The sequence below is a fragment of the Marinicauda salina genome (assembly GCF_003122085.1).
Taxonomy (GTDB): domain Bacteria; phylum Pseudomonadota; class Alphaproteobacteria; order Caulobacterales; family Maricaulaceae; genus Maricicauda_A; species Maricicauda_A salina.
This window is the reverse complement of record NZ_QEXV01000007.1, coordinates 59,875-75,201: the sequence shown is the minus strand read 5'-3', so window position 1 is coordinate 75,201 and position 15,327 is coordinate 59,875. Positions and strand designations below refer to the sequence as shown.

The window sequence follows — 15,327 nt, the reverse complement described above, 5'->3', positions numbered from 1 at the left end:
CGTCGCGTCGTCCTTCACGCCGCGCCTCCCGCGAGCCGCTCCATGATCGCCTTCTGGACGTGCAGCCGGTTCTCGGCCTCCTCGATGCCGAGGAAACGGTCGGAATCGACGACGGAATCCGCGATTTTCACGTTGCGCCGCATCGGCAGGCAGTGGCTCACCACCGCGTCGTCAGCGCGCGCGAGCTTGGCCTCGTCGACCATGAAGCCCTCGCCCTTGGCGCGGACGGCGGCCTCCTCGTCCCAGCGCCCGTAATAGGGCAGCGCGCCCCAGCTCTTGGCGTAGACGGCGTGGGCGCCGGCGTAGCCGGCCTCGATATCGGTGGTGAAGCTGAAGTCGGCGCCCGCCTCGGAGCAGAACCGTTCCGCCGCGCCCATGTAGCGCGGGTCGAGCGCATAGGTCTCGTCCGGGGCCAGGACGCGGACATTCATGCCGAACTTCGACGCGATCAGGATCGCCGAGTTGGCCACCGCCGTATTGAGCGGCTTCGGGTGCGGAACCCAGCTCAGCAGGAAGGTCTTGCCGCGCACCTCGCCCAGCCAGTCCTGGAGCGCCATCATCAGGGCAAGCTCCTGGCAGGGATGGACGATGGTCTCCATGTTGATGACCGGCACGGTCGCGTGCTCGGCGTAGGCGCGGATGAGCGGATCCTCACGCTCGGCCTTCCAGTCCTCGAACTTCGGAAAGCAGCGGATGGCGATCAGGTCGACATAGCGCGACAACACACGCGCGGCCTCCCTGACATGCTCCTCGGGACCCCCGTCCATCACCGCGCCAGGCTCGATCTCGACCGGCCAGGTCGCGCCCTTCGCGTCGAGCACGATGGCGTGGCCGCCGAGCTGGAAGGCGCCGAGATCGAACGAGGTCCGCGTCCGCAGCGACGGGTTGAAGAAGACCAGCGCGATCGACTTGCCCTTGAGCGCGTCGCCGAGCGGGCTGTCGCGATACGCCCGCGCGCGGTCGATCAGCGCCTGGAGTTCGTCGCGGGACCAGTCTTCGGTGGACAGGAAATGACGCATGGCGCGCGGGCCTCGGCTCTCGTCGGACCCTTCGCGTTTATCGGCCCGGCGCCGGCTTGGCAAACACGCGGCGCGGCGGCGCGGCCGCAAGAAAACGGCGCCGCGGAGGCGAGTTCGCCGCGGCGCCGCAAAGAACGTCGGTTGTTGCGGAGCCGGCGCTACTCGGCGTGGCCGGCCGCCTCGCCCGCGACGGCATGGATATAGTCGCGGCGCGCCTGGGCGGGATCGACGCCGGAATCCGCGTCGATCTCGGCGGCGATCCGCTCGTCCTCTTTCTGCAGCGCCTCGGGATCGAGCTCGGCGTATTCCAGCACGCCCATGTCGGCGTAGGCCTTCTGGATCTTCGGACCCCAAAGCCCGATATCCTTCACGATCGGCACGATGCGCTGGAAGAGCAGCTTGCGGTACATCTTCACGATCTCGGAATTGTCCGCGTACTCCCGGCATTCGGCGGCCGGCAGGCCGAGCTGCTCGTAGACCTCGCCGGACTGGGTCATGCGGTCGCGCATGAGATAGCAGGCGTCGACCAGGAATTCCTCGCGCTCGTCGCGCTCGGCCTGGGTGAGCTCGGGATAGTAATCGCGCAGGGAGAGCCGGCCGAAGGCGACGTGGCGGGCCTCGTCCTCCATCACATAGGCGTTGACCATGCGCGCCAGCGGGTTCTGGGCGAGATCGCGGATCGTGCCGAAGGCGGCCAGCGCCAGGCCCTCGATCACCACCTGCATGGCGAGATAGGTGACGTCCCAGCGCGAGTCCCGCAGCGCGTCGTTGACCAGCTCCATCAGCGGATCGGTCATCGGGTAGGCGACGCCGAACTTGCCCATCAGCTTGCGATAGGCCTCGACATGGCGGGCCTCGTCCATGACCTGGGTGGCGGCGTAGAACTTGGCGTCGAGATCGGGCACCGACTGGACGATCTTGGAGGCGGCCAGCAGCGCGGCCTGCTCGCCCTGCAGGAATTGCGAGATGTTCCAGGCCTGGGCGTGGCGGCGCAGCTCCTGCTGCTCCTTCTCGGTCAGCTTCGCCCAGATATCGGAGCCGTAGATCGCCACCGACTCGTCAGGCATCTCCATCGGATTGCCCGGGTCGAGATCGAGATCCCAGTCGATGCGGCTGAGCGCGTCCCACTGCATGTCCTTGCCCTTCTGGTACAAGTGCATGAGCGTCGTGCGGCCGTCGTCGAAGTCCCAATCGAACACCGCGTCGTACTCTTGCGGCACGTGCCAGTGGGAATCGATGCCGGGCATCGGATAGAGATCACGCAGGGCGGTCATGGTCGCTCCTCCCGTCGGGGCGGCGGCGCGGGCGGCCGCATTGCGCCCCATTCGAGCCCAAACAGCTTGACGCCGTGTGAACGCCGAGGTTGTGCGGCGCGGGCGTGAACGCTGTTCACTTTTCGCAGTGTGAGCGATCCGACGGGGGTTTGTCCAGTCAAGTCGCTATTCAGCCGCCGCCGGCGCGGTCTCGTCGTCCGCCCGATCCGGCTCGGCCTGGCGCGCCGCCCAGCGCTGCTTGATGGTCTGCGAGGACTCGCGGCTGCCGTCGGGCGACCAGCCCGGCGGGCCGAAGAAATAGCCCGCGGCCTCCTTGAGCGACTTCGCCCCGCGCACGTCGCGGATGATGCCCACCCATTCGTGCAGGCAGATCTTGAGCGGGTTCCAGGTGCCGAGATTCTTGATGATGCCGTAGCGGCACGGCTCGTCGTCGCGCTCGGGCTCGAAGGTGCCGAACAGCCGGTCCCAGACGATGAAGACGCCGGCGAAATTGCGGTCGAGATAGCGTGGGTTGGTCGCGTGATGGACGCGATGGTGGGAGGGCGTGTTCATCACCGCCTCGAACCAGCCGGGCATCCGGCCGATCACTTCGGTGTGGATCCAGAACTGGTAGACGAGGTTGAGCGCGCCGACGAAGGCGATCATCGCCGGCGGGAACCCGATCAGCACCAGCCACGAGCCGAAGACGACGAATTTGAGCGTCAGCGGGCTCAGCCAGGGCTGCCTGAGCGCGGTCGACAGATTGTAGTGCTGCGAGGAGTGGTGGATGACGTGGTCGGCCCACCACCAGCGAACGGTGTGCGAAAACCGGTGCCACCAGTAATAGACGAGATCGTCGAGGACGAAGGCGAGCGCGAACGCCCACCAGGCGTAGCCGATATCGAGGATCGCGAAGCGCTCGACGAAGAAGAACCAGGCCACCGAGATGAAGCCCAGCAGCGCGCCGGAAACCGTGTTGCCCAGCCCCATCATGAGGCTCGCGGCGGTGTCGTGGGGCTCGAACTCGGCCCGCCCGGTCGCGCGCGCATAGATCATCTCGGCGATGATCAGGGCGATGAAGCCCGGGATTGCAATCAGGATCGGATCAGGCAGCTCGGGCATCGGCGAACGTCTCCGAAGCGACGAAGCGCTGCGCCTCGGCCGCCCAGGCGGCCGCGCTGCGCTCGTCGGGAAATGTGATCTCCGCGCTCGGCAGGGTGAAGTCGCTGAAGCGCAGCTCCAGCGTCGCGCCGCGCCGGACCGTCTCGCGAAGCTCGCCTGCCCGGATCGCCCGTGTGACGAAGCGATCGCCGCGGGCGAGCACGAGGCCGAGCCGATCGCCCGAGCGCTCCATCACCAGCGCGGCGCGCCCCTGCGCGCCGCAGACGCGCTCTCCAGGCTCGAAGCCGATGATGTCGGCGGCCAGCTGTCCCGCGGCCGCCTCGGCGTCATCCAGCCGCGCTGGCGACCAGCCGCCGACCATGACGTTGAGCGCCACGAGCGCGGCGATGCTCAGCGCCGAGCCCGCCAGCACGAGGGATATGAGCAGAACGTCGTTCACGCCGGAATTGAACGCTGTTCACCCCGGCCTGGCAAGACCTGGGCGCCTCCGGAAAAGCGAAAGGCGCCGGGGTCGCCCCCGACGCCTCCCGCCGCTCTGTGAAGCGGTCGCGCGCCTAGTAGCGGACGCGCAGGGTGAGCCCGTAGGTCATCGGGTCGCCCGGGTACTGGTTGAAGCTCGTGCCCAGGTAGCCGACCGACGGGAACCCGCCCTTGGCGTATTCCTCGTCGGTGATGTTGCGGCTCCAGAGCTGGAGCTGCCAGGCCTCGTCGGCCGCGCCGATCCCGACGCTCGCATTGTAGAGCGTGAAATCGTCCTGGTTGGCGAACGGCCGCGGATCGAGCCCCGTGGTCAGCGCGTACTCGGAGGTGTGCCGCGCCTCGCCGCGGATGAACGCCTCCATGTTGTCGCCGATCGGGTGGACATAGGTGCCCGTGATCGAGCCGACGAACTCCGAGTTGCCGCGATCGTCGCCCGACAGGTCGTTGAACAGCGCGGTCACGCCGAACGGGTTGGTGCGCTCGTTGCCGGGCACGCACAGCTGGAAGAACGGGTCGGACGCGTCGAAGTCGTCCGGGCACGGCGCGAACGGATAGTCGCCGTACTTGCTCTCGAAGAGATAGGTGAAGCCGCCGGTGAAGAAGAGCCGGTCGGTCGGCGCCCAGAAGCCCTCGAACTCGAGGCCGCTGACCTGGATCGAGCCGGCGTTCTCCAGCGCGAAGCCGTTGCCGACGAAGTTGTTCGACTGGAAGTCCTCGATCTCCTGGTCGAAATAGGTGATCGCGTAGGTCAGCGTGTTCTCGAGCAGGCTGCCCTTGGCGCCGATCTCCCAGGATTCCGCGGTCTCCTCCTGGAACTCGAACGCGCCGGTGAAGGCGGCGTTGTAGGAGATGTTGAAGCCGCCCGGCTTGTAGCCGGTCGAGTAGCTTGCATAGAGGTTCAGATTGTTCGTGACGTCATAGGACGCGATGGCGTTCCAGGAGAAATTGTCGTCGCTGCGGTCGGTCGGGAAGTCGCTCGAATTGACCGGCGGGAAGTTCTGGAACGCCCGGAACCCGAGAAGCGGGTTGAGATCCGGATTGCTGGCCTGGGCGTCGGTGAGCGGCGTGGTCGGGCTGATGCCCAGCGCCGTCAGCGTGTTGAGAAGCGTGGGATCGCCGCCCAGCGCCTCCGCCTGCGCCTGGCCGAACAGCAGCGACGGCACGAGATAGGCGCAGCTGTCGCCCACCGCGGGGTTGAGGCAGGTCGTCGGCGAGACCAGCCGCAGGTCCTGGCCGAGATCGGCGAAGCTGAACGCCGAGATCGGATCGTAGACGTTGACGTCGGAAGACATGTGCTTGTCTTCCTCGGAGTACCGGCCGCCGACGGTGAAAGTGAAGCGGTCGGTGATGTTGAAGTCGAGCTGGCCGAACACGGACCACGACTGCGTGTCGTAGCCGTACTGCTCGCCGATCAGGCCGTGCGTGGTGTCGACATAGCCTTCGGCCGGGACCAGCGGCAGCGCCGGGTTGCCCGAGGGCAGCGGCGCCAGCGTGCCGACGCCGGTGGCGTTGTTGCTGTTGAGGAAAGCCTCGAGCAGGGTCACGCCGCCGGTGCCGGCCGGCAGCCCGAGCGCGGAGACGATCGGCGCGACCTGAGGCGCCGAGGCCGCGTCGAAGAAAGTCCGGCTGTCGACGCCGTAAGGCGTGGCGTTCGAGAACTCGAGCTCGTTGTCGTAGAAGAAGAAGCCCGTCATCCAGTCGATCCGGTTGTCGCCGGTCGAGGTCAGGCGGAATTCCTGGGTGAACGAGTTGTAGTCCTGACCGATCGGACGGCGGCTGACCAGGTCGAGGTCGGAGAAGTCCGCGTCGATGTTCTGGTCCTCGTCATAGGTCCGGTAGGCCGTGATCGAGGTGAAGGTGAAGTTCTCGAACTCGTGGTCGAGCTGGACCGAGGCGCCGGCCGTCTCGAGCATCGTGTTGACGTCGCCGTCGACGGCGATGAAGCCGCCGTGCGGGTTAGGGGGCACGGCGGTGCCGCCCAGGCCGACCAGCGCGGCGAGGTCGACCGGGTCGTAATAGGCGAACGGCGCGGCGCAGCAGTTCTCGTCGATCTCGCCGTAATCGGCGATGAAGCGGATCCGGGTGTTCGCGTTCGGCGTGAACAACAGCTGGCCGCGATAGTTCTGGCGGTCGCGATTGTTCATGTCGCGCCCGTCGGGAACGTTCGTCAGATAGCCGTCATTGCTGTGCGTGGTCGCATCCAGCCGGAAGGCGAGCCGGTCCTCGACCAGCGGGCCGGTGACCGTGCCCTTGGCGACGAACTGGCCGTAATTGCCGAAGGTCAGCTCGGCGTCGCCGCCCAGCTCGAATTCCGGCTCCTTGGTGATGAAGCTCACCACGCCGGCCGGCGTGTTGCGGCCGAACAGGGTCGACTGCGGACCGCGGATGACCTCGACGCGCTCGAGCGACAGGAAGTCGTTGATGGCCGCGCCGGTGCGAGGCCGGTAGACGCCGTCGACGAAGACGCCGACGGACGGCTCGAGGCCCGGGTTGAAGCTCGACGTGCCCACGCCGCGCAGGGCGAACTCGGTGTTCGTCGAGGCGGCGAACTCGGCGACGCGCAGCGACGGCACGAGCGTCTGCAGGTCGGCGGCGTCGCGGATCTGCGACTGCTGGAGCTGCGTATCGCTCACGACCGCGACCGAGACCGGCGTTTCCTGCAGCGTCTGTTCACGCTTCTGCGCCGTGACGGTGATGACTTCGACCTGGGCTTGCGCCGCGGTCGACACGAGGCCGGCGGCCAGCGCCGTGGCGCCGAGCGCCGCTGATTTCGTGAAACGTTTCATCTCGGGCTTCCTCCCCCTGGTGATGCGCCTGGTTCTGCGCCGGCGGCTTCCACCGCACTTCTCCGGACGAAAACTGTAAACGCCGTTCAATCCATTTGTCATTCAGACATGGTGATCATCGCGTTAATACGCGGCCGGACTGTAACAGCGTTGCATCAGCGCCGCGCCGTCAGGGCGGCGAACAGCCAGCCCGCCGCCGCGCCCAGGGCGAGCTGTGCGGCGAAGCCCGCGGTCGAGCGAGTCCCGGCGATCGGGCTCGCGCCGAAGAAGACCTCGCGCATCAGGTAGAGCATGACGGCCATGCAAACCGCCCCGGCCCCGGCGTAGACCGCGCCCCGCGGGGCCTGGATCAGCCGGAGCGCGAGCGCGGCGGCGATGAAGGCGATGGCGAAGCCGATGGCGATGAACACGGCGTAGGTCGGCGTCAGGCCGACGAGGTCGGCGCGGGTCATGAAGAGCCGGTCATCCCAGCCGATGTCCGCGCCGATCGTTTTCAGGTCGGAAAGCACGAACTGGGTCTGGGCCAGCACCCCGGCGACGGCCATGATGGCCACCGCCGCGAGATACCCCGCCGGAATCCGAAGCCAGGCCATGGCGTTTCCCCCCGTCGGCTTTAACCCTATCATGCCTCAAAGAACGGACCGGGCAAATCGGGGGCGGGCGATGACGATGCGAACCTGGACGATCACCGTTTCGGCGGCCGCGGCGCTGGCCGCGTGCGGCGCACCCGACGAGGCGGCCGAGGAGACGGGGCCGGCGAGCGCGGCCTATCGCGTGGAGACGGTCGCCGAGGGACTCGAATATCCTTGGTCGCTGGCCTTCCTGCCCGGCGGCGACATGCTGGTGACCGAGAAGCCCGGCCGCCTGCGCCTGATCATGGACGGCGCGCTGCGCGACGAACCGATCGCGGGGACGCCGGACGTCTTTTACGAAAGCCAGGGCGGGTTGCTGGAGGTCGCGCTCGCTCCGGATTACGCCGATACCGGCGTGGTCTATCTGAGCTACGCCGCGGGCGGACCGGACGCCAACGCCACCGCGCTCTATCGCGCGCGCTTCGACGGCGAGACGCTGTCGGGCGGCGAGACGGTCTGGACGGCGGAGCCGACCAAGGACACGGCGGTCCATTACGGCGGCAAGATCGGCTTTCTCGCCGACGGCACGTTGCTGCTCACGCTCGGCGACGGCTTCGAGTACCGCGAGGAGGCCCAGCGCCTCGACAGCCATCTCGGAACCATCGTCCGCCTCAATCCGGACGGGACGGCCCCCGCCGACAATCCCTTCACCGGCGATCCCAACGCGCTCCCCGAAATCTGGAGCTGGGGGCATCGCAACGTGCAGGGCCTCGTGGTCGATGACGCCAGCGACCGCGTCTGGGCCCACGAGCACGGGCCGCGCGGCGGCGACGAGCTCAACCTGATCGAGGCCGGCGCCAACTACGGCTGGCCGGTGGTCACCGCGGGCGTCGACTATTCGGGCGCGCGGATCTCGCCCTTCGAGGACCACGAGGAACAGGGCTACGCCGCGCCCGAGCGCGAGTGGGTTCCCTCGATCGCGCCCTCGGGCATGGCGCTCTATGACGGCGAGCTGTTCCCGGACTGGCGCGGCGATTTCTTCATCGGCGCGCTCGCGGGCCGGGCGCTGCACCGCGTCGACATGGAGAACGGCGCGGCCGTCGGCGAGGAGGTGCTGCTCGGCGATCTCGGCGAACGCATCCGCGACGTGCGGGTCGGTCCCGACGGCGCCCTCTACGTGCTCACCGACGCCGAGAACGGCCGCGTGCTGCGCATCGTCCCCGACGCGTGACCCGCCGCGTGATCGTTGACTAGCCTTCACTTCGCGAAAAGTGTTCACTCGCGAAGAAAGCTCGCCGGAATCAAGAGCGGGCCGAGACAAGGGGAGGCGCGCGGATGAAGCGCATCGTGGCCGGCCTTCTGGCCGTTCTGCTCGTGATCGGCGTCGGGCTGGCGCTCTGGTATTACCGGCCCTGGTCGCCCTATTCGCCCGCGCGCATGACCGCGCTCGACGACCCGGAACAATTTCCCGAGACCTTCCAGCGGATGGACGAGATCCTGCCCTCGAGCCGGATCGAGGCGGGCGACCCGCAGCCGCTGCCCCGCGCCGTCGAGCCGCTGGCGCTGGACTATGAATGGAACGGCGAGACGAAGTCGCTCGACCGGTATCTCGACGAAGCTGACGCGACCTCGCTCGTCGTGCTGCGCGACGGCGAGGTGATCGCCGAGACCTATCGCCGCGGCGCCGGGCCGGAGACGCGCTTCACCTCCTGGTCGATGGCCAAGAGCTTCGTCGCGGGACTGATCGCCATGGGCGTCCGCGACGGCCTGATCGACAGCCTCGACGATCCCGCCGAGCGCTACGCGCCGCAGTTCGCGGGAACCGATTACGGCGCGACGAGCCTGCGTCACCTGCTGATGATGTCGGCGGGGATGGACTTCAACGAGGAGTACTCGCCCGAAGAGCCCTCCGATATCCGTCCGCTCTTCTTCAACGCCTTCATCATGCGCAGGAACGTCGACGCGATGATCGGCGAGATCGAGCGCGACCGCGAGCCCGGCGAGGATCTCCATTACACGAGCCCCAATACGCACGTGCTGTCGGCCGTCGTGCGCGGGGCCTACGGCGACCGGCTGGCCGACATCGTCGAGGAGAAGATCTGGACGCCGCTCGGCATGGAGCACGACGCGAACTGGCTGCAGAACAAGCCCGGCGAGAACGGGATCGCCATCGGCTATTGCTGCCTGCAGGCGACCGCCGTCGATTTCGCCCGCTTCGGCTGGTTCCTCGCCAATGACGGCGTGTGGAACGGCGCGCGCCTGCTGCCCGAGGGCTTCGTCGAGCAGGCCACGCGGCCCAACGCGCCGTTCCAGGAACCGGGCCCCGACGCTCGTTACGCGCCGCGCGGCTACGGGCTGCATTTCTGGATCCCGCCCGACTACGCCGACGAGTATTTCCTCGCCGGCGTCTACGGACAGTATGTCTGGGTCGACGAGCGCCGCGGCGTGGTCATCGCCCAGACCGCCGGGTCGCCGGACTGGCTCTCCCGCCAGGAAGAGGCCTTCCATGTCTTCCGCGCCATCGCCGAGCGCGTCGCCCCGCTGGAGACGTCGCCCGACGAAGCCGGGACCGAAACCGCGGAGGACGGCGCATGACCGAGCAGGCCTATGATTACGTCATCGTCGGTTGCGGCTCGGCGGGTTCGGTGCTCGCCGGCCGGCTGAGCGAGGATCCCGACGTCTCGGTGTGCGTGCTGGAGGCGGGCGGCAAGGATAACAAGGCCAACATCAGGACCCCGATGCTGCTGCAGTTCGCGATGACGGACGAAAGCATCAACTGGGACTACTGGACCGAGCCGCAGAAACATCTCAACGACCGCAAGCTCTACTGGCCGCGCGGCAAGGCGCTCGGCGGGTCGTCCTCGATCAACGCCATGCACTACATGCGCGGCGCCTGGGAGAATTACGACTCCTGGGAGCGCGATCACGGCGCGGCGGGATGGAACCGCCAGACCGCGCTCGAGGCGTTCAAGCGCGTCGAGAACAACGAGGATCACGGCGAGCCCTGGCACGGACAGGGCGGGCCGCTGAACGTCAAGACGATCAGCCCGGTCAACCCGATGACCGAGCTCTATTACGAGGCCTGCCGCCGCCGGCAGATCCCGGAGAATCCCGACCATAACGGCGAACGCCAGGAAGGTTTCGGGACCTACCAGGTCACCCAGAAGGACGGGAAGCGCTGCTCGGCCGCCGACGCCTTCCTGCGCCCGGCGCTGGACCGGCCCAATCTCACCGTGATGACCCAGGTGCTCGCCCGCCGCGTGGTGATCGAGAACGGCCGCGCCGCCGGCGTCGAGATCGACCATGACGGCGAGCGCAAGACGATCGCGGCCAACCGCGAGGTGATCCTCGCCGGCGGCGCGCTCAACTCGCCGCAGCTTCTGATGCTCTCGGGAATCGGGCCGGCCGACCATCTGCGCGAGGTCGGCGTCGGGGTCGAGGTCGACCTGCCCGGCGTCGGGGCCAACCTGCAGGATCATCTCGACGTGATGGCGCGGGCCCGGACGAAGTCGGCGAAGTCGCTCGGCTACTCCTGGAAGAAATTCCCGCGCAACGCGCTCGACATCACCCAGTGGGCGATCACCGGAACGGGACGGTTCACGGTCAATCCGGTCCAGGGGTCGGGCTTCGTGAAGTCGCGGCTGGCGAAGGACCTGCCCGACATCCAGCTCGTCTTCATCCCCGGCCTGTCGAGCCCGCACGGCCGCGAGGGCACGATGGGCGGCCACGGCATCAGCCTGCACGCCTGCAATCTCTACCCGAAGAGCCGCGGCCGGCTGCGGCTGGCCTCGGCGGATCCCTCCGCCCACATCCTCATCGATCCCGAATATCTCTCCGCCGACGAGGACATGGAGGTGATGATCGACTGCCTGGAGATCGCCCGCGACCTGCTCATGAGCGACGCCTTCGACGGCGAACGCGTCGAGATGGAGCTTCCGAAGACGCTCGACGGCTCGCGATCGGATCTCGCCGAGGAGGTCCGCGAACTCGGCGAGACGCTCTATCACCCGACCTCGACCTGCGCGATGGGGACGGGCGAGCTGGCCGTCGTCGACGAGCAGTGCCGCGTGCGCGGGATCGACGATCTGCGCGTCGTCGACGCCTCCGTCATGCCCGAGGTCGTCGGCGGCAACACCAATGCGCCCACCATCATGATCGCGACCCGCGCAGCTGATATGATCCAGTCGAGAGCCTTCTGAAGGAGACCGCCATGAGCGAGGTCGAAACCCGCCAGATCGAGCGGATGAAATCGGTCCTCGAGGCGCAGAAATCCGCCTTCGCCGCCGAGCCGCGGCGCTCCATCGAGGAGCGCAAGCACGATCTGAAGAAGATCGAGGAGATGGTGAAGGCCCGCGCGGCCGACTTCGCCGAGGCGATCAACGCCGATTACGGCCGCCGCTCGGCCGCCGAGACCCAGATCGCCGAAATCGGCTTCATGGTCGCCGACGCCAAGCACGCCCGGCAGAACCTGACGAAATGGGCGGCGATCAAGCGCAAGTCGGTGCCGATGACGATGGCGCCGGGCAAGGCCTATGTCCGCCGCGAGCCCAAGGGCGTCGCGGGCGTCGTCGCGCCGTGGAACTATCCCATGCAGCTGGCGCTCGCCCCGCTGGTGGCCGCGCTGGCGGCGGGCTGCCGGGCGATGATCAAGCCCTCCGAGTTCACCCCCCGCACCGCCGAGCTGCTCAAGGAGACGCTCTCCGAGCTGTTCGACGAGGACCATGTCGCGGTGATCACCGGCGGGCCGGAGGTGGCGAAGGCGTTCTGCGATCTGCCCTTCGACCATCTCTTCTACACCGGCTCGACGCATGTCGGACGCATGGTCGCCGAGGCGGCGGCGAAGAACCTCACCCCCGTCACGCTGGAGCTGGGCGGCAAGTCGCCCACCGTGATCGCGTCGGACTTCGACGTCGCCGAAGCCGCCAAGACGATCGCCTGGGGCAAGTATTTCAATGCCGGCCAGACCTGCGTCGCGCCCGACTACGTGCTCACGCCGAAAGGCACGGAGACGCAGTTCGCCGAAGCCGTGATCGCCAGCGCGCAGCGCTACTGGCCGCACGGCGAGAGCAATGCCGACTACACCGCGCTGGTCTCCGAGCGCCATCACGACCGCATCGGCGAACTCGTCGAGGAGGCGCGCTCGGCCGGCGCGCAGGTGATCCAGGCCGAGTTCGATGAGGCGCCCGAGCAGGGGATCCGCGCCTTCCCGCCGACGGTGGTGATCAATCCTCCCGAGGACATCCGGCTGATGCAGGAGGAGATCTTCGGCCCGGTCCTGCCGGTGCTCGGCCATGACGGCATGGTCGACGCGGCCGAGTTCGTGAACCGGCGCGACCGGCCGCTGGCGCTCTACGTCTATGCGAAGTCGAAGCGCACCGCGCGCGACTTCCTCGACCGGACGATCTCGGGCGGGGCGGCGGTCAACGTGCCGATGCTCCATCTCTCGGTCGAGGACCTGCCCTTCGGCGGGGTCGGGGCGTCGGGCTACGGCGCCTATCACGGCGAGGCGGGCTTTCTGACCTTCACCCACGAGCGCGCCGTGTTCGAGGCGCCGGTCTGGCACCCGAGCCGGTTGATCGCGCCGCCGTATGGGAAGATGTTCGACTTCTTCAAGAAACTGCAGGCGGGCTGAGGGGAGCGCGCCGGGCGGAAACGGGCGCGGATCGCCGAGGGGGCTGAGATGACCAAGTGGATTCTGCGCGGCGGGCTGGCCGCCGCGGCGTTGGCGCTGGTGCTGGCGCTGGGCGCGGCGGGCTGGCTGACCGAGCGCTTCATCGCCACGAAGCCGCAGGTTTCGGGCGAGGCCGAGGCCGTCGGCCTGCCCGCGAGCGCGCAAATCGTCCGGGACGAGCATGGCGTCGCGCACATCTTCGGCGAGACCGACGCGGACGTCTATTTCGCGGTCGGCTACGCCCACGCCGCGGAACGCTATTTCCAGATGGACATGGCCCGGCGCTACGTTCAGGGCCGACTCGCCGAAGCGCTCGGCGACGACTATGTCCGCACCGACGCCCGCGCGCGCATCCGCGGCTATCCCGGGGCCGCCGAGGCCGTCCTGTCCAATCTCTCCGACGAGACCCGCGCCGCCCTCGAGGCCTATGTCGCCGGCGTCAACGCCAGGCTGACGCGCGGCGCGCCGGCGCCGGAATACGCCGTCCTGCGGATGCCGATCGAGCCGTGGCGCCCGATCGATTCGGCGGCCGTCAACATCTTCCTGGCCCATGATCTCGCCGCCGGCGGGGCGGACGACTGGGACCGCGCCGCGCTCGCCGACGCGCTCTCGCCCGATCAGCTCGACCAGTTCCTCGACCCCTTCCCAGACTGGGCGCCGACCATGCTGAAGGACGCCGACGTGCGCGCCACGCTCGACGGCGTCGAGGTGCTGCCGCTCGAGGAGATCGGCGAAACCCTGCGCGGACGGGACGCCGACAGCGAGGCGCAGGCCCAACCCGAGAACCGGCCCGGCTCGAACGCCTGGGTGGTCTCCGGCGAGCGCACCGAATCCGGCGCGCCCCTGCTCGCCAACGACCCGCATCTCGGTCTCGGCGCGCCGTCGATCTGGTATTTCGTCCGGCTGAACCTCTCCTACGGCCCGGTGATCGGGGGGACCATTCCGGGCACGCCCTCGGTCGTGCTCGGACGCAACGCCCACGGCGCCTGGGGCTTCACCAACACCGGCTTCGACGTGATCGACTATGTCGAGCGCGATCCCGGCGCGATCGACGTCACCGAGCGGCGCGAGACGATCCGGGTGCGCGGCGGCGACGACGTGGAGCTCGTCATCCGCGAGACGCCGGAGGGCCCGGTCCTCGACGAGCAGTGGTTCGATCTCTCGCCCTTCGATCCCGACAAGCTGGTGGTGTGGCGCTCGACCTCGACGCATCCCGACAACGACTCCGCCGACGCCACCCTCGCGATCATGAAATCCACCGGCTGGGACAGCTTCGTCGACGCGGTGCGCGGCTGGACCGCGCCGATGCAGAACATGCACTATGCCGGGATCGACGGAACGATCGGCTACACCACCGCCGGCCTGCTGCCGGTGCGCGACGAGGCCGGCGAATGGACCGGCTTCGTCCCGTTCGACGAGCTGCCGCGGGTAGAGAACCCGCGCGGAGGCTACATCGCCTCGGGCAACAATCTGGTCGCCGGCGACGTCTATCCCTACCCGCTTCCCGGCAGCTACGCCGTCTACCGCGCGCCGCGCATCGAGGCGATGATCGAGGCGACCGAGCGCCACGACGCGGAAAGCTTCGCGGCGATGCAGCTCGACGTCACCTCGCTGCACATCCGCCGCATCCTGCCGGCCCTGCTGGCCGCCGAACCCGAAAGCGAGCTCGGCGCGGCCGCGATCGCGCGGCTGGAGGGATGGGACGCCTCGCTCGATCCCGACGAGCCGGAAGGCCTAATCGTCTCGGCCTGGCTGCGCGCGCTGTCGGCGGCGATCTGGTCCGACGAACTCGGCGCGCTGGCCGGCCGTTTCGACCAGCCCCGACGCGCCTTTCTCGAGGACGTGCTCGCCGGCGACGCCTCGGCCTGGTGCGACGACGTCCGCACCGCCTCGGTCGAGCGCTGCGCCACGATCGCAGGGCTCGCGCTCGACGCGGCGATGGCCCGGACGGCGGCGCAATACGGCGAGGACATCGACGCCTGGCGTTGGGGCGAGGTCCACCAGGCGGTGTTCGACCACGCCTTCACCGGCCAGCCGATCCTCGGCGGCATGTTCACCGTGCGCGAGCCCGTCGGCGGCGACGGCTCGACGGTCAATGTCGGCCATTTCAGCTACGCGGCGGGGAATTACGACGCCTATCACGGCGCCTCGATGCGGGCGATCTACGACCTCGCCGATCTCAACGAGTCGCGGTTCATGCACGCGCCGGGGCAGTCCGGCCATCCGCTGTCGGCGCACTATGACGATCTCGCGCCCATGTGGGCGGCCGGCGAGTATTTCCAGATCCGAGACGACTGGACGCCGGAAAACCCGCCCGAGGGCGCGAGGACGCTCAGGCTGGTTCCGGCCGGGGGTGGAGAATAGGCGCGACGCATGCGCCCCCTCTCCCCTCCTTGAGGGGAGAGGTAAGGTGAGGGGAGCAGG

General features: G+C 68.4%; 11 protein-coding genes. 5 read left to right on the top strand and 6 right to left on the bottom strand.

What is annotated here, in order from left to right; genetic code table 11:
• Positions 1-14: 14 nt before the first annotated feature.
• The 6 genes from DDZ18_RS13275 to DDZ18_RS13250 form a co-directional block, all read right to left on the bottom strand.
• Positions 15-1,019, bottom strand: coding sequence for an N-acetylornithine carbamoyltransferase (locus tag DDZ18_RS13275; protein ID WP_109253891.1), 1,005 nt, complete (start codon positions 1,017-1,019; stop codon positions 15-17).
• A 158-nt stretch (positions 1,020-1,177) separates the two neighbouring features.
• Entirely contained in the window at positions 1,178-2,293 is a 1,116-nt protein-coding gene (locus DDZ18_RS13270) for a diiron oxygenase (RefSeq protein WP_109253890.1), read from the bottom strand.
• Between the two features lie 165 nt (positions 2,294-2,458).
• Entirely contained in the window at positions 2,459-3,394 is a 936-nt protein-coding gene (locus DDZ18_RS13265; RefSeq protein WP_109253889.1) for a sterol desaturase family protein, read from the bottom strand.
• Positions 3,378-3,833, bottom strand: a complete 456-nt coding sequence (locus tag DDZ18_RS13260) for a hypothetical protein (protein ID WP_109253888.1) — start codon at positions 3,831-3,833, stop codon at positions 3,378-3,380. The genes DDZ18_RS13265 and DDZ18_RS13260 overlap by 17 nt, the downstream gene beginning before the upstream one ends.
• A 115-nt stretch (positions 3,834-3,948) precedes the next feature.
• Positions 3,949-6,660 carry a TonB-dependent receptor gene (locus DDZ18_RS13255; protein ID WP_109253887.1) on the bottom strand — a complete coding sequence of 904 codons (2,712 nt, stop codon included), beginning with the start codon at positions 6,658-6,660 and terminating at the stop codon, positions 3,949-3,951.
• A gap of 155 nt (positions 6,661-6,815) precedes the next feature.
• Positions 6,816-7,253, bottom strand: coding sequence for a hypothetical protein (locus DDZ18_RS13250; RefSeq protein WP_109253886.1), 438 nt, complete (start codon positions 7,251-7,253; stop codon positions 6,816-6,818).
• 70 nt (positions 7,254-7,323) lie between these two features.
• On the opposite strand from DDZ18_RS13250, the gene DDZ18_RS13245 reads away from it, so the two are divergent.
• The 5 genes from DDZ18_RS13245 (at position 7,324) to DDZ18_RS13225 (ending at position 15,267) form a co-directional block, all read left to right on the top strand.
• Complete coding sequence (locus DDZ18_RS13245) at positions 7,324-8,463, top strand: PQQ-dependent sugar dehydrogenase (RefSeq protein ID WP_109253885.1); 1,140 nt, start codon at positions 7,324-7,326, stop codon at positions 8,461-8,463.
• A 104-nt stretch (positions 8,464-8,567) separates the two neighbouring features.
• Complete coding sequence (locus DDZ18_RS13240) at positions 8,568-9,827, top strand: serine hydrolase domain-containing protein (protein ID WP_109253884.1); 1,260 nt, start codon at positions 8,568-8,570, stop codon at positions 9,825-9,827.
• On the top strand, positions 9,824-11,431 hold the full coding sequence (locus DDZ18_RS13235) for a GMC family oxidoreductase (protein ID WP_109253883.1): 1,608 nt from the start codon (positions 9,824-9,826) through the stop codon (positions 11,429-11,431). The genes DDZ18_RS13240 and DDZ18_RS13235 overlap by 4 nt, the downstream gene beginning before the upstream one ends.
• An 11-nt stretch (positions 11,432-11,442) precedes the next feature.
• Complete coding sequence (locus tag DDZ18_RS13230) at positions 11,443-12,864, top strand: coniferyl aldehyde dehydrogenase (RefSeq protein ID WP_109253882.1); 1,422 nt, start codon at positions 11,443-11,445, stop codon at positions 12,862-12,864.
• A gap of 48 nt (positions 12,865-12,912) precedes the next feature.
• The gene (locus tag DDZ18_RS13225; RefSeq protein ID WP_109253881.1) at positions 12,913-15,267 is read left to right on the top strand and encodes a penicillin acylase family protein; all 2,355 of its coding nucleotides are present in this window, start codon (positions 12,913-12,915) and stop codon (positions 15,265-15,267) included.
• Positions 15,268-15,327 lie beyond the last annotated feature (60 nt).

Bases quoted from the DNA above. Each gene is read 5' to 3' on its own strand.
- DDZ18_RS13275 (WP_109253891.1), bottom strand. From the start codon at position 1,019: ATGCGTCATTTCCTGTCCACCGAAGACTGGTCCCGCGACGAACTCCAG.
- DDZ18_RS13270 (WP_109253890.1), bottom strand. From the start codon at position 2,293: ATGACCGCCCTGCGTGATCTCTATCCGATGCCCGGCATCGATTCCCAC.
- DDZ18_RS13265 (WP_109253889.1), bottom strand. From the start codon at position 3,394: ATGCCCGAGCTGCCTGATCCGATCCTGATTGCAATCCCGGGCTTCATC.
- DDZ18_RS13255 (WP_109253887.1), bottom strand. From the start codon at position 6,660: ATGAAACGTTTCACGAAATCAGCGGCGCTCGGCGCCACGGCGCTGGCC.
- DDZ18_RS13250 (WP_109253886.1), bottom strand. From the start codon at position 7,253: ATGGCCTGGCTTCGGATTCCGGCGGGGTATCTCGCGGCGGTGGCCATC.
- DDZ18_RS13245 (WP_109253885.1), top strand. From the start codon at position 7,324: ATGACGATGCGAACCTGGACGATCACCGTTTCGGCGGCCGCGGCGCTG.
- DDZ18_RS13240 (WP_109253884.1), top strand. From the start codon at position 8,568: ATGAAGCGCATCGTGGCCGGCCTTCTGGCCGTTCTGCTCGTGATCGGC.
- DDZ18_RS13235 (WP_109253883.1), top strand. From the start codon at position 9,824: ATGACCGAGCAGGCCTATGATTACGTCATCGTCGGTTGCGGCTCGGCG.
- DDZ18_RS13230 (WP_109253882.1), top strand. From the start codon at position 11,443: ATGAGCGAGGTCGAAACCCGCCAGATCGAGCGGATGAAATCGGTCCTC.
- DDZ18_RS13225 (WP_109253881.1), top strand. From the start codon at position 12,913: ATGACCAAGTGGATTCTGCGCGGCGGGCTGGCCGCCGCGGCGTTGGCG.